Origin of the sequence: Streptomyces sp. NBC_00483 (assembly GCF_036013745.1) — a bacterium.
Lineage (GTDB): Bacteria > Actinomycetota > Actinomycetes > Streptomycetales > Streptomycetaceae > Streptomyces.
In genome coordinates this window covers 3,849,506-3,872,890 of the sequence record NZ_CP107880.1, presented here as the reverse complement: position 1 = coordinate 3,872,890, position 23,385 = coordinate 3,849,506, and the positions used below count along the sequence as shown (strand labels likewise).

The window sequence follows — 23,385 nt, the reverse complement described above, 5'->3', positions numbered from 1 at the left end:
TACTGCAACGGTGCTTGCCGTGACTGGTGGCCAGGTCGGTCGTTGGTGTGATTATGGGTGGGGACCTAGCTGATGTCAGGCTGTGGGCGGGTGAACTGGAAGCTGTGCATGGGCGGTTCGTGCACCGTTTCAGCAGGTCAGAACCTCGGGAATCGGCACTGGCCTATATGCGGGGCCTGATCGCTCCCTTGCAGCGGAAGAACGGCTGGACGCTGGCAGAGGAAGCCGGCCATGACGGCCCGGACCGCATCCACCGGATGCTGAACCGGATCGAGTGGAACGCCGACGAGGTCCTCGATGACGTGCGTCAGTACGTGGTCGACAACCTCGGTAGCCGGGACGCGGTCCTGGTCGTGGACGACACGGGTTTCTTGAAGAAGGGGACGCGGTCGGCAGGGGTGCAGCGGCAGTACTCCGGCACGGCCGGGCGGACGGAGAACTGCCAGGTCGGCGTCTTCCTCGCCTATGCAACCGACCGCGGGCGGACGCTGATCGACCGGCGTCTGTATCTGCCCGCCTCCTGGACCGACGACCGGGATAGGTGCCGTCGGGCCGGCATCACTGATGAGGTCGTCTTCGAGACCAAGGTGGCCATGGCCAAGGCGATGGTCCGCCGCGCCATCGCGGACCAGATCCCGTTCCGGTGGGTGACCGGGGATGCCGCCTACGGGTTCAGCAAGGGCTGGAGGTCGGAGCTGGAACGGGCGGACATCTTCCACGTCATGGCCACCACCCGGCACGACACCGTCGTCACCCGCTGGGCACTGGACCATCCCGTCCACGAGCTGTTCAACGGCCTTGCCCCGCAGAAGTGGAAGCGCCGTTCCTGTGGCAGCGGGGCTCACGGTCCGCGGATCTACGACTGGGCACGCGTCGAGGTCCGGCCCTGGCATCGGCCCGACCGCCGCCACTGGGTCATCGCCCGCCGCAGCGTTGCCCGCCCGCAGGAGATCTCCTACTACATCGCCTACTGCCCCGCCGAGACCACGCTTGATGAGCTGATCCGCATCGCGGGCAGCCGGTGGGCCATCGAGGAGTGCTTCCAAAGCGCCAAGCAGGAATGCGGTCTGGACGACTACCAAGTCCGCCGCTATCCCGGCTGGCACCGCCACATGACCCTCGCCATGGCCGCCCACGCCTGCCTGACCGTCCTGCGAGCCCGGGAGTTGGATGCCGGGAAAGCAGAAACGGATCCTCCCAGCTGGTCCACCTGAGCCTCGCCGAGATACGACGGCTGATCACCCGTCTCGCCAACCGCCGGCCCAGGCCTGTCGAGCACATCCTCCACTGGTCGACCTGGCGCCGCCGTCGGCAACACCAGGCCCGCACCAGTCACTACAAACGACGCGGACACAGCCCCTGACCTGGCCACCAGTCACGGCAAGCACCGTTGCAGTACTAGGGCCTGTCGTTTGGATCAGGCCGGAGTCGGGCCTGCTCAGAAGAAGACTCCGCAGCGCAGCAGCACGTTCGCGTACGGACGTGCCTCTCCCGTGCGCACGACGAGCCGCGCGTGCGCCGACAGCGCCTTCAGCTCCTCGTGCGTGACGAAACCGAGGGGCTCCAGACGGTCCTGGAGGAGCTCGGCGGTGTCCGGGTTCGCCTCCCGCACCTCGCGGGCCGCCGTGGCCGCCTCCACCACCAGCTCGTCGAGCAGCCCGTCGAGGACCTCCGCGAAGGACGGCACACCGGCCCGGAACGCGAGGTCGACGACGCGCGGTCCCGCCGGGATCGGCATGCCCGCGTCGCAGATCAACACCCCGTCGCCGTGCCCCAACTCGGCTATGGCGCCCGCGAGATGGCGGTTGAGTATTCCGGCCTTCTTCACAGCGACCCGACCTCCTCGGCGGTCGGGTACGAGGCCTGCGCGCCCTCCTTGGTGACCGCGGCCGCGCCGACCTTCGCCGCGTAGGCGGCCGCGTCGGCGAGCGATTCGCCGGTGCCGAGCCGCCACGCGAGCGCCGCCGTGAACGCGTCACCGGCGCCGGTCGTGTCGACGGCCTTCACCTTCACCGCCGCGACCCGCTGCGAGCCCGCCGCGTCCGCGACGAGCGCGCCCTCGGAGCCGAGGGTGACGACGACCGAGCGCGGGCCGAGCGAGAGCAGCTGCCGCGCCCAGTCCTCGGGGTCGTCGCCGAGGTCCGTACCGGCGATGACCTTCGCCTCGTGCTCGTTGACGATCAGCGGGTCGCAGGCCGCGAGCACCTCGTCGGGGAGCGGGGCGGGCGGCGAGGGGTTGAGGACGAGGCGGGTGCCGTCCGCGAGATTGCGGACCACCTCCGCGACCGTATCCAGCGGGATCTCCAGCATCATCGAGACGACCTGCGCCCCCGCGAACAGCTCGCCCGCCGCCCGTACGTCCTCGGGTGTGAGCCGACCGTTCGCGCCCGGCGACACCACGATCGAGTTGTCGCCGGACGGGTCCACGGTGATCAGCGCGACCCCGGTGGGCGCCCCGCCGACCAGCACGCCGGACGTGTCCACGCCCGCCGCCTCCATCGAGTCGCGCAGCAGCCTGCCGTGCCCGTCGTCGCCGACCCGCGCGAGCAGTGCCGTACGAGCGCCCAACTTGGCGGCGGCGACCGCCTGGTTGGCGCCCTTGCCGCCGGGGTGGGTCGTCAGGTCGGAGCCGAGAACGGTCTCGCCCGCGGCCGGCCGCCGGTCGACGCCCACCACCAGGTCGGCGTTGGCCGACCCGACGACGAGGAGGTCGTACGTGTTCATGTTGTGCCTTTCTTCGTACGTCACCGCAAAGGGTACGAGAGCCGCCGAACGGGGCCGGTCACTCGTGGTCCGTCACTTGAAGTCGGCGACGTTCTTCGCCGTGACGACCTTCACGGGCACCTTCACCGCCGAGGAGATCTTCTTGTCCTTCGCCGCGGCGATCGCGTTCTGCACGGCCATCTTTCCGAGCTCGCGCGGCTGCTGGGCCACGGAGGCGTACAGCGTGCCCGCCTTGACCGCCTTGAAGCCGTCGGGCGTGCCGTCGAAGCCGATGACGGGGACGGACTTGCCGGCCTTGGAGCCGAGCGCCTTGATCGCGCCGAGCGCCATCTCGTCGTTCTCGGCGAAGACGCCGTCGACGTCGGGGTGCGACTGGAGCATGTTCGTCATGACGTCCAGGCCCTTGGTGCGGTCGAAGTCCGCGGGCTGCTTGGCGACGACCTTGATGCCCGGGTAGTTCTTGATCCCCGCGGCGAAGCCCGCGCCGCGCTCACGGCTGGCGGACGTACCGGCCTGGCCCTGGAGGACCGCGATCTTGCCCTTGCCGCCCAGCTTGTCGGCCATGATCTTCGCGGCCTGCTTGCCGCCCGCGACGTTGTCGGAGGCGACGAGGGTCGCGGCCTTCGCCTTGTTGACGCCGCGGTCGGCGGCGACGACGGGGATGTCGGCCTTGTTGGCGGTGCGCACGGACGGGCCGACGGCGTCGGAGTCGACCGGGTTCACGATGACGGCGCTGAGCCCCTCGCTCGTGAAGTTCTGGAGCTGGTTGGCCTGCTGCGAGGCGTCGTTCTGCGCGTCAGTGACGGTCAGCTCGACGCCCTGCTTCTTCGCCTCGGCCTGGGCGCCCGCCCGCATCTCGGTGAAGAACGGGTTGTTGAGCGTGGAGACGGCCATGCCGAGCTTGAGGTCCTTCTTGCCGCCGGAGGAACCGGTGTTGTTCCACACCGCGAGGCCGCCGACGATCGCGATGGCGACCACGGCCGCGAGCACGTACTGCATCCGCTGCCTGGGCCCACCGGTCCCGGCACCCGCGGAGGCCGGCTGCGCACCGGCCTTGCGGCGCGCGGTGTCGAGCAGCACCGCGAGGGCGATCACGACACCGATGACGACCTGCTGCCAGAAGGCGGACACCGAAAGGAGGTTGAGGCCGTTGCGGAGCACGGCGAGGATCAGCGCGCCGATGAACGTGCCCGACGCCTTGCCCGTACCACCGGCCAGCGAGGCGCCGCCGATGACGACGGCGGCGATGGCGTCCAGCTCGTAGCCGTTCGCGGCCTGCGGCTGCGCGGAGGCGAGACGGGAGGCGAGCACGATGCCGGCGACGGCCGCGAACAGGCCGGACAGGCCGTAGACGACGAGCTTCTGCCGCTTGACGCGCAGACCGGAGAGGCGGGCCGCCTCCTCGTTGCCGCCGATCGCGTACATGGACCGGCCGATGAACGTACGGGCGAGGACGACCGCCGTGATGAGCCCCATCACGATCATCACGATGACCGGCACGGGCAGCCAACCGCCCAGCGTGTCACCGAGCTTGGAGACCGAGTCGGGGAACGGGATCGGCGAGCCCTGCGAGATCACAAGGGACAGACCGCGCCCGACCGACAGCATCGCCAGCGTCGCGATGAACGGCGGGAGCTTGCCGTACGAGATGAGCAGGCCGTTGACGAAGCCGCAGGCGACACCCGTGACGACGGCGAGCAGCACGGCTATCACCACCGGCACGCCCTCGCTCGTGGCCGCCCACGCGAGGACGGTCGCCGACAGCGCGGCCACCGAGCCGACCGACAGGTCGATGCCCGCCGAGACGATGACGAAGGTGACACCGAACGCGAGGATCGCGGTGACGGCCGCCTGCACGCCGACGTTCAGCAGGTTCTGGGTGGTCAGGAAGTCGCCGGACATCAGCGACATGGCGACGACCAGGACGACGAGCGCGGTCAGCGCGCCGTTGTCGAGGAGCAGCCGCAGCAGGCTCCCGTTGTTCTTGGCCTGTGGCTTGTTGAGTGTCTCAGTGGTCACGGGAGCCCTCCTCTTCGAAGGCGTTGTGCTGCTGGTTGTCGGTGTTCTGGTTGCTGACGGCGAGGGCCATCACGGAGTCCTGCGTGGCCTCCTCGGCGGCGAGTTCACCGGCGATGCGTCCCTGCGCCATCACAAGGACCCGGTCGCTCATGCCGAGGACTTCGGGGAGATCGCTGGAGATCATGAGCACGGCGTGCCCTGCGGCGGTCAGCTCGTTGATGAGCTGGTAGATCTCGACCTTCGCGCCGACGTCGATGCCGCGCGTCGGCTCGTCGAGGATCAGCACCTTGATGTCCGCGAGCAGCCACTTGCCGATGACGACCTTCTGCTGGTTGCCGCCGGACAGCGTGCGCACGTGCTGGCCCAACCCGGCCATCCGGACGCCCAGTTGCTTCGCGATCCGCTCGGCGGCGTCGTGCTGGCCCTGCCGGTCCACGAACCCTGCGCGGGTCGCCGCCCGCATGGTGACGAGCCCCAGGTTCTCCTCCACCGACTGGTCGAGGACGAGCCCCTGCCCCTTGCGGTCCTCGGGGACGAGCCCGACCCCCGCGGCCATCGCGGCGATGACGTCGTGTCGGGGGAGCGCGCTGCCCGCGACCTCGACGGAGCCCGAGTCGTACGGGTCGGCGCCGAAGACGGCCCGTACGACCTCCGTACGTCCCGCGCCCACGAGCCCCGCGATGCCGACGACCTCGCCGGCCCGCACCTCGAAGCCGACGTCGTGGAAGACGCCGTCCCGGGTCAGGCCCTCGACCTTCAGCAACGCGCCGGCCGTGCCCTGTGCGTCCGGGCGTTCGCGCGGGTACTGCTGGTCGATGGAGCGGCCCACCATGAGGCGGACGAGCTCGTCCTCGGGGGTGGCGGCGGGCACTTGGCCCACGCTGCGGCCGTCCCGGATGACCGTCACCCGGTCGCCGAGCGCGCCGATCTCCTCCAGGTGGTGGGTGATGAAGACGACGCCGACGCCGTCCTCGCGCAGCTGCCGCACGATCGCGAACAGCTTCTCGACCTCTTCGGAAGTGAGCACGGCGGTCGGCTCGTCCATGATGAGCACGCGCGCGTTCAGGCTGAGCGCCTTCGCGATCTCCACCATCTGGAGCCGGGCGATGCCCAGTTCGCGCACCCGCGCGCGTGGCGACACCTTCACGCCCACGCGCGCGAGGAGCTCCTCGGCGTCCGCTTCCATCTTCTTCCGGTCGATGAGACCGAAGCGGCGCGGCTGGCGCCCCAGGAAGATGTTCTCGGCGACGGTCAGATCAGGAACGAGATTGAACTCCTGATAGATCGTCGCGATGCCGAGCCGTTCGGCGTCCTGCGCACCATGGATGCGGACCTGCTCGCCACCGACGGTGATACGGCCCTCGTCGGGCGTATAGGCACCGGAGAGCATCTTGATCAGCGTGCTCTTACCGGCCCCGTTCTCACCGAGCAGTACGTGCACCTCCCCGCGGCGCAGGTCGAAGTCGACGCTGTCGAGCGCGACCACGCCGGGGAAGGTCTTCCGTATCCCTTCGATACGCAGCAACTCTTCGGAGCTGCTCATCCGTTGCTCCTCTCCATTGAGGTGGGCGTGTGGGGGGCTTGGGGCGTGTGGGGGGTCTCGCCGATCTCGCCTGTCTCGCCGCAGGAGCGTCGTACGACGAGGTGGGCGGGGAGGGTGACCGACTCGGGCACCCGCCCCTCGATGCGGTCGACCAAGGCGCGCACGGCGGCCCGGCCGAGGTCCTTGGTCCGCTGGGCGATCGCCGTGATGGGCGGATCGGTGTGCACGAACCACGGGATGTCGTCGAACGCGGCGACCGCGATGTCGTCCGGGACGCGCAGCCCGCGCGCGCGGATGGCGTCGAGCGCGCCGAGCGCCATGAGGTTGTCGGCCGCGAAGACGACCTGGGGCGGCTCGGGCAGATCGAGGAACGCCTCGGTCACCCGGCGCCCGCTGTCCGCCTGGAAGTCGCCCTGCCCTATGTAGGCGTCCGGAAGCTCGATCTCGTACGAGGCGAGGGCCTCCCGGAAGGCGTCGACGCGCTCGCTGCCGGTCGTGGTGGCGGCAGGGCCCGCGATGATCGCGAGGCGGCGGTGCCCGAGCCGGTGCAGGTGGGCGACGAGGTCCCGGACGGCCGCCCGCCCGTCGGAGCGCACCACGGGCACGTCCACGCCGGGGATCCACCGGTCGACGAAGACCATGGGCGTGCCCGCGCGGGCCGCGTCCAGCATCAGCGGCGAGGCGCCGTCGGTGGGGGAGACGAGCAGGCCGTCGATGCGCCGGTCGAGCAGCGTGCGTACGTGGTGGTCCTGGAGCTCCGGCCGCTCGTCGGCGTTGCCGATGATCACGCTGTAGCCGAGCCCGCGGGCCTCGTCCTCGACGGAGCGGGCGAGCTCACCGAAGTACGGGTTCAGCACGTCACTGATGACGAGGCCGAGCGTGCGGGTCTGCGCGGTGCGCAGCGAACGGGCCACCGCGTTGGGACGGTAGCCGAGCGACTCCACGGCGGTGAGCACGCGGGTGCGGGCGTCCGGGCTGACGGACGGGTGGCTGTTCAGGACCCGGGAAACCGTGGCGACGGAAACGCCGGCCGCGGCCGCGACATCCTTGATACTCGCCATCGCCGGCCACCTCCTTGTGGCTACGTGGAATCGATTACATCGATCTGCATGAGGGATTGGAATCGATTACATGGGGTGGGGGCAAGGGGGTGGGAGTGGTCGTGACGGGATCGTGATCGTGATCGGCCGATCAAGCCCCGCTCTTCGACGAGAGCCCGCGGGGTCCGGGGCGGAGCCCGGGGCGTAACGCTGTCGCCGGACGGGATTGTCGGTGGCGCGTGCGAAGGTGGAACTCATTGCGAAGCAATGAGTCATGGATGACGGAGACGGAGCAACGGACGTGAACCACGCGCAGCTCACCGCACTAGGCCGCGCCCTCCGCGTGCTCGGCGAGCACGGCGAGAAGCTCACCGGCGACACCCCGGACGACGTGCTGCACGAGGTCCGCGGCGACCTGACCCGCGCCCTCGACCAGCTCGACGACGCGGTGTCCGGGGAGAAGCCCACGACCCGCTGCAAGGAGCACCCCTACGGCCCGGTCGAGGAGTCCGCCCCCGACCTGTGCCTGTTCTGCGAGACCCGCCGCCGCAAGGCCCGCCGCTCCCAGATCTCGGGCGCCCCCTCCTCGGCGTCCCGCTCCGCCGAGGAGGGCCCCGTGCTCTCCCGCTACGGCACGCGCGAGGACCGCCCCCAGCCCCAGCAGCGCTGGATCCCGGAGATGTGGAACGGGCAGGTGTGGCAGCTCTGCGGCACCCCCCGCCACGACCGCCGCGAGGCGGACCTCTACCTGGCGGCCCAGCGCCGCCGTCCGGACGCGGCGATGGCGTACCGCCTGGTCCACGAGTTCACGGACTACGAGGTCGTCCGCGTGTGGGGCACGCCGGTGAGGGTGGATCCGGAGCCGATGGGCGGGGTGTGATCCCCGCCGGCAGAGGCCGGGGCAGAGGCCGGGGCCGGGTGACCCCTCCCGCGTTGTCGGACCCTCCCGCTAACGTCGGATCATGGCGAAGCAGCAGGAGGCTGCCGGAGCGCGGCAGATGGCGCGGCTCGAGGGCGTCCTCGAGCGGATCACGTACGCCAACGAGGAGACGGGGTACACGGTCGGCCGGGTCGACACCGGCAGGGGCGCAGGGGACCTGCTGACCGTCGTCGGCTCGCTGCTCGGGGCGCAGGTGGGGGAGTCGCTGCGGATGGAGGGCCGTTGGGGCTCCCACCCGCAGTACGGCAAGCAGTTCACGGTCGAGAACTACACGACGCTGCTGCCCGCGACCATCCAGGGCATCCGCCGCTATCTCGGATCCGGCCTGGTCAAGGGCATCGGACCCGTCTTCGCCGACCGCATCACGCAGCACTTCGGGCTCGACACCCTCGACATCATCGAGCAGGAGCCGAAGCGGCTGATCGAGGTGCCGGGGCTCGGCCCCAAGCGGACGAAGAAGATCGCCGACGCGTGGGAGGAGCAGAAGGCCATCAAGGAAGTGATGGTCTTCCTCCAGAGCGTCGGCGTCTCCACCTCCATCGCCGTGCGCATCTTCAAGAAGTTCGGCGACGCGTCGATCTCCGTCGTGAAGAACCAGCCGTACCGCCTCGCCTCCGACGTCTGGGGCATCGGATTCCTCACCGCCGACCGCATCGCCCAGTCCGTCGGCATCCCGCACGACAGCCCGGAGCGGGTCAAGGCCGGTCTCCAGTACGCCCTTTCGCAATCCACCGACCAGGGGCACTGCTTCCTGCCCGAGCAGCGGCTCATCGCCGATGCCGTGAAGCTGCTCCAGGTCGACACCGGCCTCGTCATCGAGTGCCTCGCCGAACTGGCCCTGCCCGACGAGGATTCCGGCGAGCCCGGCGTGGTACGCGAGACGGTGCCGGGCGAGGACGGGGAGCCGGTCACCGCGATCTACCTGGTCCCCTTCCACCGGGCCGAAATCGCCCTCTCCGCCCAGCTGCTCAGACTGCTGCGCACGGAGGACGACCGGATGCCCGCCTTCCAGGACGTCGCGTGGGACAAGGCGCTCGCGTGGCTCGCCGACCGCACGGGGGCGCAGCTCGCTCCCGAGCAGGAGGAGGCGGTCAAGCTCGCGCTCAGCAAGAAGGTGGCCGTGCTCACCGGCGGCCCCGGCTGCGGAAAGTCCTTCACCGTACGGTCCGTTGTGGAGCTGGCCCGCGCCAAGCGCGCCAAGGTCGTGCTCGCCGCTCCCACCGGGCGTGCCGCCAAGCGGCTCGCCGAGCTGACCGGGGCCGAGGCGTCGACTGTTCACCGGCTGCTCGAATTGAAGCCGGGCGGGGACGCCGCGTACGACAAGGAGCGGCCGTTGGACGCCGACCTTGTGGTCGTGGACGAGGCCTCCATGTTGGATCTGCTGCTCGCCAACAAGCTGGTGAAGGCGGTGCCGCCCGGGGCGCATCTTCTGTTTGTGGGGGATGTGGATCAGTTGCCGAGTGTGGGGGCCGGTGAGGTGCTGCGGGACATGCTCGTCGAGGGGAGCCCTGTGCCCGCTGTGCGGCTCACCCGGATTTTCCGGCAGGCCCAGGAGTCCGGCGTCGTCACCAATGCGCACCGGATCAACTCCGGCCAGCAGCCCCTTACTTCGGGGCTCAATGACTTCTTCCTGTTCGTGGAGGACGACACCGAGGAGGCCGGGCGGCTCACCGTCGACGTCGCGGCCCGCCGGATCCCCGCCAAGTTCGGCCTCGACCCGCGGCGCGACGTCCAGGTGCTCGCGCCGATGCACCGCGGTCCCGCCGGCGCCGGGAATCTCAACGGGCTGCTCCAGCAGGCGATCACGCCGGGGCGGCCCGAGCTTCCCGAGAAGCGGTTCGGTGGGCGTGTGTTCCGGGTGGGGGACAAGGTCACCCAGATTCGGAACAACTACGAGAAGGGGGCGAACGGCGTCTTCAACGGCACGGTGGGCGTCGTCACGTCCCTCGACGCCGAGGAGCAGAGACTCACCGTCCGCACCGATGAGGACGAGGAGGTCCCCTATGACTTCGACGAGCTGGACGAGCTGGCGCATGCCTACGCTGTGACCATCCACCGCTCCCAGGGCAGCGAGTACCCGTGCGTGGTGATCCCCGTCACGACGGGAGCCTGGATGATGCTCCAGCGCAACCTCCTCTATACGGCGGTCACCCGCGCCAAGAAGCTCGTCGTCCTGGTCGGTTCGCGCAGAGCGATCGGCCAGGCGGTGCGTACGATTTCGGCCGGAAGGCGGTGTACCGCCCTGAATTTCCGGCTGGCAGGTGCCGTTGCTCAAAAGATTTGATCGATCAAGTGAGTCACGAAGGTCACAAGCACTTCCGGAACCAGGGCGAAGGGGGCAGGATGAGCAAGTTGACGGCACTGAGTGCCGTCAATGAGCCCAATGGGCGACCCCGAGTGCACTCTGCTGGGCCAAGTGGGGGAAGGTAGAGACAGTCAGGGCACCTCGAAGAAGAGGCACTACGTCGGTGAGGGATGACGTGAGCGAGCAGAACGAGAAGGCTGTAGTACTCCAGTACGGCGACGACGAGTACACCTACCCGGTGATCGACAGCACCGTGGGCGACCAGGGCTTCGACATCGGGAAGCTGCGGGCCCAGACGGGCCTGGTGACCCTCGACAGCGGATATGGCAACACAGCCGCCTATAAATCCGCGATCACCTATCTCGACGGTGAGCAGGGCATCCTGCGTTACCGCGGGTACCCGATCGAGCAGCTGGCCGAGAACTCGACGTTCACCGAGGTCGCCTACCTGCTGATCAACGGCGAGCTCCCGACGGTCGACGAGCTCTCCACCTTCAAGAACGAGATCACCGGGCACACGCTCCTGCACGAGGACGTGAAGCGGTTCTTCGACGGCTTCCCGCGGGACGCCCACCCGATGGCCATGCTGTCCTCCGTGGTCTCCGCGCTGTCCACCTTCTACCAGGACAGCCACAACCCGTTCGACGAGCAGCAGCGTCACCTCTCGACGATCCGCCTGCTGGCGAAGCTGCCGACGATCGCGGCGTACGCCTACAAGAAGTCGATCGGCCACCCGTTCGTCTACCCGCGCAACGACCTCGGCTACGTCGAGAACTTCCTGCGCATGACGTTCTCCGTGCCGGCCCAGGAGTACGTGCCGGACCCGGTCGTCGTCTCGGCCCTCGAGAAGCTGCTCATCCTGCACGCGGACCACGAGCAGAACTGCTCGACGTCCACGGTGCGCCTGGTGGGCTCGTCGCAGGCCAACATGTTCGCGTCGATCTCCGCCGGTATCTCCGCGCTGTGGGGTCCGCTGCACGGTGGCGCCAACGCGTCCGTCTTGGAGATGCTCGAGGGCATCCAGGCGGCCGGCGGCGACGTCGACGAGTTCATCCGCAAGGTGAAGAACAAGGAAGACGGCGTGAAGCTCATGGGCTTCGGGCACCGCGTCTACAAGAACTTCGACCCGCGGGCGAAGATCATCAAGGCGGCGGCGCACGATGTCCTCTCGGCGCTCGGCAAGTCCGACGAGCTGCTCGACATCGCGCTGAAGCTGGAAGAGCACGCGCTGGCCGACGAGTACTTCGTCGAGCGCAAGCTCTACCCGAACGTCGACTTCTACACCGGCCTGATCTACCGGGCCATGGGCTTCCCGACCGAGATGTTCACGGTCCTCTTCGCCCTCGGCCGCCTTCCGGGCTGGATCGCCCAGTGGCACGAGATGATCAAGGAGCCGGGTTCGCGCATCGGTCGCCCGCGCCAGATCTACACGGGCGTCGTCGAACGCGACTTCCTCCCGGTCGAGCAGCGCTGACTTCACTGCTTCCCGCAACGCCGGTTGGGCATATCAAGCCCCGCCGGCGTTTGAGGCGCGGGGTCCGGGGCAGAGCCCCGCAACCGTAACCACTCCAACCGAAACGTTGGGTAGGTCGCGGCTCCCGCACCTCCTGGTCAACCTGCGGCAAGCAGAAAGCGCCCCGCTGTCGGTCCCCCCACGGGCCGACAGTCGGGGCGCTTTCCTTTACCCGGGTCGGATTCCCCCCACGGGATCCGGCCTGGGGGTCTTTGGTGCGTCGGCCGCCGGAACACGTACCGCCGGGCGGGCCGCTCAAGCTTCCCGGCGCACGTGCCCCGGCCAACGCTGTCGGGACCGTCCCCCAAGACGGGTCCCTCCGATGCGGAAACGTCCCCCAAGACGTTCCTGCATCGCCTCCTTAGACTCACGAGAGCCGCAAAGGGTTACGTCCAGACCAATGTGATCTGCGTCTCTTGCATATGTCCCGTGCGTCCGCAAGGGGTCCGATATGTGGATATCGGCCTCTGTGGGGGAGTGCTGCAATTGTGCCGTGTGGATTGTGTGGAGGTCCAGGGATCTCGGCAGGTCTCTACGTGAATCTGCGCAGCCGCAGGCTGTTCGTCACCACGAACACCGACGAGAAGGCCATCGCCGCTCCCGCGATCATCGGGTTCAGCAGGCCGGCCGCGGCGAGCGGGATCGCCGCGATGTTGTAGCCGAAGGCCCAGCAGAGGTTGCCCTTGATCGTGGCGAGGGTGCGGCGCGAGAGCCGGATCGCGTCCGCGGCCACCCGTAGATCGCCGCGGACGAGTGTCAGGTCGCCGGCCTCGATCGCCGCGTCCGTGCCGGTGCCCATGGCCAGGCCCAGGTCGGCGGTGGCCAGCGCGGCGGCGTCGTTGACCCCGTCGCCGACCATCGCGACGCTGCGGCCCTCGGCCTGAAGGCGCTTGATCACGTCGACCTTGTCCTCGGGCATGACCTCCGCGATCACGTCCTCCTCGGCGATGCCCACCGCGCGGGCGACCGAGTCCGCCGCGGCGCGGTTGTCGCCGGTCAGGAGGATCGGTGTGAGGCCCAGGGAGCGGAGGGCGGTCACCGCCTCCGCGCTCGTCTCCTTGACCGCGTCCGTGACCGTCAGGACGCCGCGGGCCTCGCCGTCCCAGGCGACCGTGACCGCTGTGCCGCCGGTCGCTTCCGCGGCGGTGCGGGTTCTGGTGAGTTCGGGTGGCAGGGGGATGCCGTGGTCCGTGAGCAGTCGCTCGCGGCCTACGAGGACGGTGTGGCCCTCGACCGTGCCGCGTACGCCCAGGCCGGGGGTGTTGGTGAAGTCCGTTGCCCGGGGGAGTTCGCCTGCGTGGTCGGCTGCTCCTGTTGTGATTGCTCGGGCCACCGGGTGTTCTGAGGCGTGCTCTACGGCGCCTGCCAGGCGGAGCAGGGTCTTTTCGTCGGTGGTGGTCGAGTGTGCGGCCGTGAGGGTCATGTGGCCTGTGGTGACCGTTCCGGTTTTGTCCAGGACGACCGTGTTGACCGTGCGGGTTGATTCCAGGACCTCGGGGCCCTTGATCAGGATGCCCAGGCTTGCGCCGCGGCCCGTGCCGACCATGAGGGCCGTGGGGGTGGCCAGGCCGAGGGCGCAGGGGCAGGCGATGATCAGGACGGCCACCGCTGCGGTGAAGGCGGATGTCGTGTTGCCGGTGGTGAAGAGCCAGGTGAGCAGTGTGCCGAGGGCGATCAGTAGGACCACTGGGACGAAGACCGCGGAGATTCTGTCCGCCAGGCGCTGGACCTGGGCCTTTCCTGTTTGGGCCTCCTCGACGAGCTTCGCCATGCGGGCGAGCTGGGTGTCCGCGCCTACGCGGGTGGCCTCCACGACGATGCGGCCCGCGGCGTTGACGGTGGCGCCCGTGACGGGGTCTCCGACGGTGACGTCGGTGGGGATCGACTCGCCGGTGAGGATCGAGGTGTCCACGGCGCTTGTGCCCTCGGTGACCGTGCCGTCCGTGGCGATCTTCTCGCCGGGGCGGACGACGAAGCGGTCGCCGGGCTTCAGGTGGTCGGCCGGGACGCGTACTTCGGCGCCGTCGGGGGTGAGGAGGGTGACCTCCTTGGCGCCCAGGTCGAGGAGGGCGCGCAGGGCGGCGCCGGCGGCGCGCTTGGCGCGGGCCTCCAGGTAGCGGCCCAGGAGGATGAAGGTGACCACGCCCGAGGCCACTTCCAGGTAGATGGGTGGTGTGGGTGGCGTGTTGAGGAACAGTGCCCACAGGGACCAGCCGTAGGCGGCGAGTGTGCCCAGGGAGACGAGGGTGTCCATGGTGGCCGCGCCGTGTCGCAGGTTCGTCCATGCGGCGCGGTGGAAGGGGAGGCCGCCCCAGACGACGACGGGGGACGCCAGGGTGAGCGACAGCCATTGCCAGTTGGTGAACTGGAGGGCCGGGATCATCGCCATGAGGATCACGGGGGCCGCGAGGAGTGCGGAGACCGTGAGGCGTTGGCGGAGTGGTGTCGGGCGGTCGGCCGTGGGCGTCCTGTCTTTGTCCGTGGGTGCGGGGCCGCGTCGGGGTACCTCCTCGGCCACCGGGGCGGGCGCCTCCGGGAACTGCGACTCCACGAGTGGTGCTTCTGCGGAGTCCTGCGGGGGCACCCCGACGCGTCCCCTCCCTCGCATCGGCGGCTGCCGGTCTGACTTCACTCCCTGTTCGATCTCGGCTGCGGCTTCGGACGCTGCCTGAGCGAGGCGTTCTGCCGTGTAGCCGAGTTTTGTGATCGTGGTGATCAGGGATTCGGGGGTGACCTCGGGTGTGTGGGAGACCTTGGCCTTTTCCGTGGCCAGGTTGACCGTTGCTGTCACGCCCTCGATGCGGTTGAGCTTCTTCTCGATGCGGGCGGAGCAGGAGGCGCAGGTCATGCCCCCGATGGCCAGGTCGAGTTGTTCCGTGGGGCGTGGTGCGTCGTCCGTCATGGTGGTGCCGAGCGTACGGGCGGGGGCCGGTGGTGGAGGTTCCGGCCCCGGCCGTGCGGCTCAGACGAGCTCGTAGCCCGCCTCGTCCACCGCCGCGCGGACCGCTTCCTCGTCGAGCGGGGCGGTGGAGACGACCGTGACCTGGCCGGTGGCGGCGCTCGCCTGGACCGAAGTGACGTCGGCGAGCTCCGAGATCTCACTGGACACCGCGCCCTCGCAGTGGCCGCACGTCATGCCCTTGACCTCGTACACGGCCGTGAAGGCGCCCTCGGTGGCCGCGGCGTCGGTGTGGCAGGCGCCGCCGCAGCAGGAACCGGCGGACTCGGTGTCGGCCTGGGGGAGCTCGGTGTGGGCGCTCATGACGTACTCCTTGGTGGTGAGGGGCATCTCCTGATGCGACCGACCCTATACCCCTAGGGGGTACTTTTCCAAGAAGGGTCCCGGCGGGCGAGTGAGCGCACCCAGGTCAGCGCCAGGAGCGTGATGATGACTAGTCCGCCCACCGAGAAGAGCGTGAAGAGGTGCTGCTGCGCGTCGGTCGGCTTGGGGATGTAGCCCTCGGCGAAGAGGGTGCGGTCCAGGTCCGTGGTGGTGAGGCGGGCCACCAGCCAGATCGCGATGCCGTGCATCGAGTCCCAGAGGGCGTGGAGGAGGGAGACGCCCAGGTAGGTGAGGATTACCGGCGTTGTGAAGCGGTAGCCGCCGTTTGGCTTGCGGAAGGAGAGGAGGACTGCTCCGGAGATTGCTGTCCACAGGCCGTGGCCGAAGGGGGCGAGCAGGCCGCGGAGGACCTCTGTTTCCAGGAGGGCGCGCAGGTCGATGCCCTTCATGGTGATCGCCGCGTTGAACGCGTAGCCCGCGCTCTCGAAGGCCGCGAAGCCGAAGCCGACCGTGGCGCCCAGGACCAGGCCCGCGCGCAGTCCGCTGATGCGCGGGTGGCGGTGCAGTACGTAGACGAGGGCGAGCAGCTTGGCCGCCTCCTCGATCAGGCCGACGGCCACGAACATCCAGACCGAGGGGTGTACGAGGTAGTACTCCATGACCGATGCGCCGAGTACGCCCAGGATGCCGCCCACCAGGAAGCAGCCCAGGATCAGGCTCACGCCCAGGTCGCGGCCGTGCCGCTCGTACGCCCACAGCACGAAGACTGCCGGCGTGAGGAAGCTGCCCAGCAGGATGAGCGTGGGGAGCAGGGTGGTGTTCTGGGTCGCGTACGTGACGATCGCCGTCAGCACCCATAGTGCGAGGCCGCCCCAGAGGCAGCGCTTCCAGAGGCCGGGGCGGATCTGCGGGCCCGGCGGGGGCGGCTGCTGGGGGATTCGGGCCTGGGGTGCCCCGTAGGGCGGCTGGGGCTGCGTCACTGAGATCCCTCCGGCTTGCCGGTAACTTACGGTCACCTTGGGTGATTTGTCCGAAGTTTATGGCGGGGTCGGATGTGTCGCAGTGTGGGCGCCGGGTCGTGCGGACGCACGGCCCGGCGCTGCCGGGTCAGTCCTTGCGGCCCCGGTTGCTCGGGCGGGAGGCCACCCAGGCGCGGACCGTGTCGGCGTACCAGTAGGGCTTGCCCGCCTCGACGTGGTCGGGCGGGGGCAGCAGGCCGTGCTTGCGGTATGAGCGGACGGTGTCGGGCTGTACGCGGATGTGCGCGGCGATGTCCTTGTACGACCAGAGCCTGCGGTCGTTCATCGGTGGCTCCTCCCTGGCGGCGCTCACGGCGGCTCGGGGGTGCCGGCGTGATCAACTCAGCCTGTGCCCGGAGAACGACGTGAACCGGGGTGAAGGGAGGGCCTGTGGGGCCTCTGTGACGCAGAACCCGCGTAGGCCTGACATGTGTGACGCGATGGGGGCGTTTGTGACGCGAATGAAGCAAAGGGGGCGTGCTGTGGGCGCATGCTCCGGCGCGTAAGTGGATAGGGGCGGCGTCAAACCCCGCAGGAACGCAGGTAGCGGCGTGTGCGGTCGGCGATCGGGAGCGGGCGGTCCGGCTCGCACGGGTACATGTCCTGCTCGACGATCGCGAACAGGTCGATGTCGAGTTTGCTCGCGGCGGCCAGTACCGGCTCCAACTCCGGTACCCCGCGCGGAGGTTCGACCATGACGCCCTGTGCCACGGCCGGGCCGAAGGGTGTGCCCTGTTCGTGGACGGTGGCGAGGACCGCCGGGTCCACCTGCTTCAGGTGCAGATAGCCGATCCGCTCCCCGTACGTCTCGATGAGCTTGACGCTGTCGCCGCCGCAGTACGCGTAGTGGCCCGTGTCCAGGCACAGCGACACGAGGTCGGGGTCGGTCGCGTCGAGGAGGCGGGTCACGTTCTCCTCTGTGTCGATGTGGGTGTCGGCGTGCGGGTGGAAGACCAGTTTCAGGCCGTAGCGGTCGCCGATTTCGCGTGCGAGGCGTTCGGTCTGCGTGGACAGGTGGCGCCACTGGTCGGGGGTGAGGGTGGAGTCCTCCAGCACCTCGCCCGTCTTGTCGTCGCGCCAGAAGGAGGGAATGACGACCAAGTGCTCCGCGCCCATCGCCCGGGTGAGTTCGGCGATGGAGGACACGTGGTCCCAGGTCTTCTCCCATACCGCGGGGCCGTGGTGCAGGCCCGTGAACACCGTGCCCGCCGACACCTTCAGGCCGCGGCGGCCCGTCTCCTCGGTGAGTACGCGCGGGTCCGACGGCAGATAGCCGTACGGGCCCAGCTCGATCCACTCGTACCCGGCCTCGGCCACCTCGTCGAGAAAGCGCTGGTACGGGACCTGCTGCGGGTCGTCGGGGAACCAGACGCCCCAGGAGTCGGGGGCCGAACCGATGCGGATGCGCGAGGGCGTGGTCGTCATGGACTCAAGCCTTGAGCCGTTCGGAGAGGGGTGTCAAGACGTGGTCCGAATGTCAGGACAAAGTGTTGACAGGGGGCCCGGGTGGGGCTAGATCTGGCGGGGCGACGGAGATTGCAGGGCGTCGTACCGAAGGGGATGGAGCCGGGCTTGAGTGAGGCAGAGGGTGTCGACCTCCGGTGGCTTGCCCGTGTGCGGGCCGAGGATCCGGGGGCGGTCGCCGAGGCCGCGGGCCGGCGGGAGCGGCGGGCGCTGCTCGGAGCGGGGCGGCGGTTGATGATCGTGGCCGCCGACCATCCGGCCCGGGGTGCGCTCGGCGTCGGGGAGCGGGCGTTCGCCATGGCCGACCGGGCCGATCTGCTGCGCCGGTTGTGCGTCGCGCTGGCCAGGCCGGGCGTGGACGGGGTGCTGGCCTCCGCCGATGTGGTCGAAGACCTGTTGCTGTTGGGGGTGTTGGACCGCAAGGTCGTCATCGGGTCCATGAACCGGGGCGGGCTCGCCGGGGCCTCCTTCGAGCTGGACGACCGGTTCACCGGGTATCGGGCCGAGGATCTGGAGCGGTTCGGCTTCGATGCCGGGAAGTTGTTGCTGCGGGTCGATCATGAGGATCCGGGATCCGGGTCCGTGCGGACGTTGGAGGCTGCCGCCCGTGCCGTCGATGCCATGGCCGCGCGTCGGCTGCCCGTCTTCGTCGAGCCGTTCCTGAGCCGTCGCGATCCCGAAACCGGGCTGCTGCGAAACGACTTGAGTCCCGAGAGTGTCATCACGTCGATCGCTGTCGCCTCCGGGCTCGGCGGCACCTCCGCGTACACCTGGCTGAAGCTCCCGGTCACCGACGACCCCGACGACATGGCCCGGGTCATGGAGACCTCCGCCCTGCCCGCCGTGCTGCTCGGCGGCGACATCAAGGACGGCGATCAGGACGCCACGTACGAGAAGTGGCGTGCCGCGCTTCAACTGCCCACGGTTCAGGGGCTCGTGGTCGGGCGCTCGCTGCTCTACCCGGCCGACGGGGATGTCGCGGCCGCCGTCGACACGGCCGTGGGCCTGCTGCGCACCACGCGTGCGGACACCTAGGAGGAGAGTAGAGGGATGACGCACCTTCCACGCGGTAGCGCCGCCGACGGGCCCTACGCCCTGTCCGTCGACCCCGACAAGGTCGGCTGGGCCCGGGCCGGGCTGCGGATCCTCGAACTCCGGGCCGGGCAGACGCACGCCTTCGACACCGGGGAGAGCGAGTGGATCGTGCTGCCGCTCTCCGGCGGATGTTCCGTCCGCGCGGAAGGGATGAACCTTGAACTGGCGGGCAGGGGCAGCGTATTCAGCGGAGTGAGTGACTTCGCCTATGTACCGCGCGACACCAGCGTGGAGATCTCCTCCGGTGCGGGAGGCCGGTTCGCCCTGGCAGGAGCGAAATGCGGTCGACGACTCCCCGTCCGCTACGGCCCCGCGCCGGAGGTTTCCGTCGAGGACAGGGGCGGCGGCCAGAGCGCACGCCAAGTGCGCAACTTCGCCGCCGCCGACGCCTTCGACTGCGATCAGCTCATCGCCGTCGAGGTGATCACTCCCGGCGGGAACTGGTCCTCGTACCCACCGCACAAGCACGACGAGCACCGGCCGGGCGAGGAGGCGCTGCTCGAGGAGATCTACTACTTCGAGATCGAGGGGCCCGAGGGCGGGGCCGCGGATTCGTCTCCGGGGTACGGGTATCAGCGTGTGTCCCCCTCCCGGCCCGGTGGTACCGATCTCCTCGCCGAGGTCCGCTCCGGCGACACCGTGCTCGTGCCCGACGGCTGGCACGGTCCTTCGATCGCCCAGCCGGGGCACGCCATGTACTACCTGAATGTCATGGCGGGGCCGGGGGACGAGCGGGAGTGGCGGATCTGCTTCCATCCCGATCACGTGACGGAGGGATACCGATGAAGACCAGCACCACTCGCCTCACCGTCGCCCAGGCCCTCGTCCGCTTCCTCAGCTGTCAGTACACGGAGCGCGACGGCGCCCGGCAGCGGCTGATCGGCGCCACCTGGGGCATCTTCGGCCACGGCAACGTGGCCGGGCTCGGGCAGGCGCTCCTCCAGTACGGCGACGACATGCCCTTCCACCAGGGCCGCAACGAGCAGGCGATGGTGCACGCCGCCGTCGGCTACGCCCGGCAGTCCGACCGGTTGTCCACGCACGCCGTCACCACCTCGATCGGGCCCGGCGCCACCAACCTCGTCACCGGCGCCGCCCTCGCCACCATCAACCACCTGCCCGTACTGCTGTTGCCTGGTGACGTGTTCGCGGCCCGGCCCGCCGATCCCGTGCTTCAGCAGCTCGAAGTCCCGTATGCGGGCGATGTGTCGGTCAATGACTGTCTGCGGCCCGTGTCGAAGTACTTCGACCGGGTCGAGCGGCCCGAGCAGCTGATTCCGGCCGCCTTGCAGGCCATGCGTGTGCTCACCGATCCGGTCGAGACCGGCGCCGTCACGCTCGCGCTGCCGCAGGACGTGCAGGCGGAGGCGTACGACTGGCCGGACGACTTCTTCCGGGAGCGGGTGTGGGCCGTGCGTCGGCCTGAGCCGGATGCCATCGAACTCGCCGCTGCTGTACGGGAGTTGAAGAGCGCTCGGCGGCCGCTCGTCGTCGCCGGTGGCGGGGTGCATCACAGTGGTGCCGAGGGTGCCCTGGAGGACTTCGTCGACGCCACCGGGATTCCGGTCGCCTCCACCCAGGCCGGCAAGGGCTCGCTGCTGCACGATCACCCCGCCGACGTCGGCGGCATCGGGCACACCGGGACCGCCACCGCCAACGAACTCGCCCGCACCGCCGACCTGGTGATCGGCATCGGCACCCGGTACACGGACTTCACGACGGCCTCCGCCACCCTCTTCGCCAACCCCGACGTCCGCTTCCTGAACCTGAACGTCGCGGCCTTCGACGCCCACAAGCTGTCCGCGCAGCCGCTCGTCGCCGACGCCCGCGCGGGGCTTGCCGCGCTGAGCGGGGCGCTCGGCGGGGCGTACCGGGCCGAGCCCGCGTACGTCGCCGAGTACACCGAGGACAAGGAGCGCTGGGAGCAACGCGTCGACGCCTGCTTCGCCGCCGAGGACGAACTCGTACGTCCGACCCAGGCCCAAGTCCTGGGTGTGATGGATGAGTTGGTCACCGGGGACGACATTCTCATCAATGCGGCCGGGTCGCTTCCCGGCGATCTGCACAAGCTGTGGCGGGCCCGCTCCCGCGACCAGTACCACGTCGAGTACGGGTACTCCTGCATGGGCTACGAGATCCCGGCCTCGCTCGGAGTCGCGCTCGCCGCGCCCGGCCGGCCCGTGTGGGCGCTCGTCGGCGACGGCACGTATCTGATGCTGCCGACGGAGATCGTGACCGCCGTGCAGGAGGGCATTCCCGTCAAGGTGGTCATTCTGCAGAACCACGGGTACGCCTCGATCGGCGGTCTGTCCGCCTCCGTGGGGGCCGAGGGCTTCGCCACGCAGTACCGGTTCACGGGGGAGCAGGGGGCGTACGCGGGCGCGCCGCTGCCCGTCGACCTCGCCGCCAACGCGGCCAGCCTCGGGATGACGGTGCATCGCGCCAAGACCGTGCGTGACCTGCGCGAAGCGCTCGCCGTCGCGCGTGCCGCGACCCGCCCCACATGTGTCTACGTGGAGACCGAAACGGCAGACACAGTGTCGGGCCCGCCTCCCGCGCAGGCGTGGTGGGATGTTCCTGTGGCCGAGACGGCGGAGCGCAGCGCCGCGGTCAAGGCCCGCGAGGAGTACGACCGGCGCGCCGCCGGTCGACGCCGTCACCTCTGAGAAGTACGTAGCCGTCACAGGAGTTGCCCGTATGTCTGACACGAAGTTGGTCCACCACTGGATCGGCGGCAAGACCGTCGAGGGCGCGTCGGGCAATCACGGCCCGGTGACCGACCCGGCGACCGGCGCCGTCACCACGCACGTCGACTTCGCGAGCGTCGAGGAGGTGGACGCGGCCGTCGCCACCGCCAAGGAGGCGTACAAGTCGTGGGGCCTGTCCTCGCTCGCCAAGCGCACCGAGATCCTCTTCCGGTTCCGCGCGCTGCTCGACGCCAACCGTGACGCGATCGCCGAGCTGATCACCGCCGAGCACGGCAAGGTGCACTCCGACGCGCTCGGCGAGGTCGCCCGCGGCCTGGAGATCGTCGACCTGGCCTGCGGCATCAACGTGCAGCTCAAGGGTGAGCTGTCCACGCAGGTCGCCACCAACGTGGACGTGTCCTCGATCCGCCAGCCGCTCGGCGTCGTCGCCGGCATCACGCCGTTCAACTTCCCGGCCATGGTGCCGATGTGGATGTTCCCGATCGCCATCGCGACCGGCAACACCTTCGTCCTCAAGCCCTCCGAGAAGGACCCCTCGGCCGCCGTCAAGATCGCCGAGCTGCTCACCGAGGCCGGCCTGCCCGACGGCGTCTTCAACGTCCTGCACGGCGACAAGGTCGCCGTCGACCGCCTCCTGGAGCACCCGGACGTCGCGGCCGTCTCCTTCGTCGGTTCGACCCCGATCGCCCGCCACATCCACGCCACGGCCTCCGCCAACGGCAAGCGCGTGCAGGCTCTCGGCGGCGCCAAGAACCACATGCTGGTCCTTCCCGACGCCGACCTGGACGCGGCCGCTGATGCCGCGGTCTCGGCCGCGTACGGCTCGGCAGGCGAGCGCTGCATGGCGATCTCGGCCGTCGTCGCGGTGGGTTCCATCGCCGACGAGCTCGTGGCGAAGATCAAGGAGCGCGCCGAGAAGATCAAGATCGGTCCGGGCAACGACCCGACCTCGGAGATGGGCCCGCTCATCACGGCCGCCCACCGCGACAAGGTCGCCTCGTACGTGAAGGGCGCGGCGGCCGAGGGCTGCGAGGTCGTCCTCGACGGCAGCGACTACACGGTCCCCGGCTTCGAGGACGGCCACTGGGTGGGCCTGTCGCTCCTCGACAACGTCCCCACGACCGCCAAGGCGTACCAGGACGAGATCTTCGGCCCGGTCCTGTGTGTGCTGCGCACGGAGACGTACGAGGAGGGCGTGGCCCTCATGAACGCGTCCCCGTTCGGCAACGGCACCGCGATCTTCACGCGTGACGGCGGCGCCGCCCGCCGCTTCCAGCTGGAGATCGAGGCCGGCATGGTCGGCGTCAACGTGCCGATCCCGGTGCCGGTGGGCTACCACTCCTTCGGTGGCTGGAAGGACTCGCTCTTCGGCGACCACCACATCTACGGCAACGACGGCACGCACTTCTACACCCGCGGCAAGGTCGTCACGACCCGCTGGCCGGACCCGGCCGACGCCCCCGCCGGCGTGGACCTGGGCTTCCCCAGCAACCACTGAGGGTCGTGAACCGTCCCCGCACAGTCCGGAGTACGGACAGTTCGCTGTGAACTTCAGCGCTCCGGCTGCGGTTCCCGTACGTAGGGGATGAACCGGGCAGCGTAAGCCGACTCCCGTGAGGGCCTTGGATAGCAAGGTCATTCACGGGAGTCGCTGCATCTATCCCGGGCAACTTTGCGAACGCCTAAAGAATCGCGTGCAGTTGGCGCAAGCGGTGGTGCGGATTCCGAAGGC

Annotated in this window: 18 protein-coding genes; 8 read left to right on the top strand and 10 right to left on the bottom strand. The window is 69.5% G+C overall.

The window, feature by feature from the left end:
* The first annotated feature begins 53 nt into the window (after window positions 1-53).
* The gene (locus OHA73_RS17070; protein ID WP_327654466.1) at window positions 54-1,214 is read left to right on the top strand and encodes an IS701 family transposase; all 1,161 of its coding nucleotides are present in this window, start codon (window positions 54-56) and stop codon (window positions 1,212-1,214) included.
* 224 nt (window positions 1,215-1,438) lie between these two features.
* Here OHA73_RS17070 and rbsD read toward each other — a convergent pair whose 3' ends face one another.
* The 5 genes from rbsD to OHA73_RS17045 form a co-directional block, all read right to left on the bottom strand.
* Entirely contained in the window at window positions 1,439-1,828 is a 390-nt protein-coding gene (gene rbsD / locus OHA73_RS17065) for a D-ribose pyranase (RefSeq protein ID WP_266719393.1), read from the bottom strand.
* A complete protein-coding gene (gene rbsK, locus OHA73_RS17060) occupies window positions 1,825-2,724 on the bottom strand; it encodes a ribokinase (protein WP_327655467.1) in 900 nt (299 codons plus the stop codon). Before rbsK ends, rbsD begins: the two co-directional genes overlap by 4 nt.
* 72 nt (window positions 2,725-2,796) lie before the next feature.
* On the bottom strand, window positions 2,797-4,743 hold the full coding sequence (locus OHA73_RS17055) for an ABC transporter permease/substrate-binding protein (RefSeq protein ID WP_327655466.1): 1,947 nt from the start codon (window positions 4,741-4,743) through the stop codon (window positions 2,797-2,799).
* The gene (locus OHA73_RS17050; protein WP_327655465.1) at window positions 4,733-6,286 is read right to left on the bottom strand and encodes a sugar ABC transporter ATP-binding protein; all 1,554 of its coding nucleotides are present in this window, start codon (window positions 6,284-6,286) and stop codon (window positions 4,733-4,735) included. The genes OHA73_RS17055 and OHA73_RS17050 overlap by 11 nt, the downstream gene beginning before the upstream one ends.
* Entirely contained in the window at window positions 6,283-7,347 is a 1,065-nt protein-coding gene (locus tag OHA73_RS17045) for a LacI family DNA-binding transcriptional regulator (RefSeq protein ID WP_327655464.1), read from the bottom strand. Before OHA73_RS17045 ends, OHA73_RS17050 begins: the two co-directional genes overlap by 4 nt.
* Before the next feature lie 280 nt (window positions 7,348-7,627).
* On the opposite strand from OHA73_RS17045, the gene OHA73_RS17040 reads away from it, so the two are divergent.
* The 3 genes from OHA73_RS17040 (at window position 7,628) to OHA73_RS17030 (ending at window position 12,045) form a co-directional block, all read left to right on the top strand.
* Entirely contained in the window at window positions 7,628-8,206 is a 579-nt protein-coding gene (locus OHA73_RS17040; protein WP_267070374.1) for a hypothetical protein, read from the top strand.
* Window positions 8,207-8,288: 82 nt separating this feature from the next.
* On the top strand, window positions 8,289-10,550 hold the full coding sequence (recD2, locus tag OHA73_RS17035; RefSeq protein ID WP_267070375.1) for an SF1B family DNA helicase RecD2: 2,262 nt from the start codon (window positions 8,289-8,291) through the stop codon (window positions 10,548-10,550).
* A 184-nt stretch (window positions 10,551-10,734) separates the two neighbouring features.
* Window positions 10,735-12,045, top strand: a complete 1,311-nt coding sequence (locus tag OHA73_RS17030) for a citrate synthase (protein WP_266719407.1) — start codon at window positions 10,735-10,737, stop codon at window positions 12,043-12,045.
* A gap of 571 nt (window positions 12,046-12,616) precedes the next feature.
* On the opposite strand, the gene OHA73_RS17025 is transcribed toward OHA73_RS17030, so the two are convergent.
* From OHA73_RS17025 to OHA73_RS17005, 5 genes are all read right to left on the bottom strand, one after another.
* Window positions 12,617-14,986, bottom strand: coding sequence for a heavy metal translocating P-type ATPase (locus tag OHA73_RS17025; protein ID WP_327655463.1), 2,370 nt, complete (start codon window positions 14,984-14,986; stop codon window positions 12,617-12,619).
* Window positions 14,987-15,046: 60 nt separating this feature from the next.
* Window positions 15,047-15,346 carry a heavy-metal-associated domain-containing protein gene (locus tag OHA73_RS17020; protein ID WP_327655462.1) on the bottom strand — a complete coding sequence of 100 codons (300 nt, stop codon included), beginning with the start codon at window positions 15,344-15,346 and terminating at the stop codon, window positions 15,047-15,049.
* Between the two features lie 53 nt (window positions 15,347-15,399).
* A complete protein-coding gene (locus OHA73_RS17015) occupies window positions 15,400-16,347 on the bottom strand; it encodes a PrsW family intramembrane metalloprotease (RefSeq protein ID WP_327655461.1) in 948 nt (315 codons plus the stop codon).
* 127 nt (window positions 16,348-16,474) lie between these two features.
* Window positions 16,475-16,672 (bottom strand): helix-turn-helix transcriptional regulator, encoded by a 198-nt coding sequence (locus OHA73_RS17010; RefSeq protein WP_266719414.1) that lies wholly within the window; start codon window positions 16,670-16,672, stop codon window positions 16,475-16,477.
* 236 nt (window positions 16,673-16,908) lie between these two features.
* A complete protein-coding gene (locus OHA73_RS17005; protein ID WP_267070378.1) occupies window positions 16,909-17,811 on the bottom strand; it encodes a sugar phosphate isomerase/epimerase family protein in 903 nt (300 codons plus the stop codon).
* Window positions 17,812-17,958: 147 nt separating this feature from the next.
* Between OHA73_RS17005 and OHA73_RS17000 the strand changes: the two genes are divergently transcribed.
* Genes OHA73_RS17000 through mmsA form a run of 4 tightly spaced genes read left to right on the top strand, consistent with a single transcriptional unit; the run spans window position 17,959 to window position 23,151 of the window.
* Window positions 17,959-18,885, top strand: a complete 927-nt coding sequence (locus OHA73_RS17000) for a Cgl0159 family (beta/alpha)8-fold protein (RefSeq protein WP_267070379.1) — start codon at window positions 17,959-17,961, stop codon at window positions 18,883-18,885.
* A 15-nt stretch (window positions 18,886-18,900) separates the two neighbouring features.
* Window positions 18,901-19,731: a 5-deoxy-glucuronate isomerase gene (gene iolB, locus OHA73_RS16995; RefSeq protein ID WP_266719419.1), complete on the top strand. Its 831-nt coding sequence runs from the start codon at window positions 18,901-18,903 to the stop codon at window positions 19,729-19,731.
* The gene (iolD, locus tag OHA73_RS16990) at window positions 19,728-21,611 is read left to right on the top strand and encodes a 3D-(3,5/4)-trihydroxycyclohexane-1,2-dione acylhydrolase (decyclizing) (protein WP_327655460.1); all 1,884 of its coding nucleotides are present in this window, start codon (window positions 19,728-19,730) and stop codon (window positions 21,609-21,611) included. The genes iolB and iolD overlap by 4 nt, the downstream gene beginning before the upstream one ends.
* 31 nt (window positions 21,612-21,642) lie before the next feature.
* Window positions 21,643-23,151: a CoA-acylating methylmalonate-semialdehyde dehydrogenase gene (mmsA, locus tag OHA73_RS16985; protein ID WP_266719423.1), complete on the top strand. Its 1,509-nt coding sequence runs from the start codon at window positions 21,643-21,645 to the stop codon at window positions 23,149-23,151.
* The last annotated feature ends 234 nt before the right edge of the window (window positions 23,152-23,385 follow it).